The 661-nt window shown below is 60.4% G+C and carries 1 protein-coding gene; it reads right to left on the reverse strand.

Going from position 1 to position 661, the window contains the following annotated elements:
* On the reverse strand, positions 1–560 hold a 560-nt coding region (locus ACOCD2_RS24470), incomplete at its 3' end, for a GGDEF domain-containing protein (protein WP_294106792.1).
* Positions 561–661: the final 101 nt, after the last annotated feature.

Here is a 661-nt window from a genome sequence, read left to right on the forward strand (position 1 = left end):
CGCCGCGTTCGGATGCCTACTTTGTTTTCCCTCTGGCGCAAGGCACGCCGGGAAAACAGTGCGGCCTCGCGGCTACTGGGGTCTACCAGCCTTCGCTTCGCTCTCCATGGCTGGCAGCGTTCGAGCTCGCCCCGCTCCACGGCTTCACGCAGGTCCGCCTCCATTCTTGCCCGCTCCACCGCATAGCGGGTCATTTCCTCGACATAGAACTGGAAAGTGCCGCGCCCGGCTTCCTTCGCCTTGAACATGGCCGTATCCGCGTTGCGCAGCAGGGTATGGGCGTCAGTACCGTTTTGTGGATAGAGGCTGATGCCAATGCTGGCGCTGAGCACAAACTGTGCGTCACCAACGATAACCGGCTCTTTGAAAGCCGCGTTCAGCCGCTGCACACAGTGCATAGTGCCCTCCGCTTCCTTCAGTGACTCCATGACCACCGCAAACTCATCACCACCCAGCCTTGCGATGGTATCTTCCTTCCGGATCGCCCTCTCCAGTCGCATGGCGATTTCCTTCAGCACCTCATCACCGATGGCATGGCCATAGTCGAGTAGATCGGCCATTGCTGGCTTTCACCCTCACAGAACCGGACGTGCGGATTTCCCGCATCCGGCTCTTCCGAGCAGGTCACCCGGATTGAGCGGGAGCCAATTGTCTGGGCGCA

It is taken from the genome of Thiolapillus sp. (genome assembly GCF_048562965.1).
Taxonomy (GTDB): Bacteria; Pseudomonadota; Gammaproteobacteria; order Chromatiales; family Chromatiaceae; genus Thiolapillus; species Thiolapillus brandeum_A.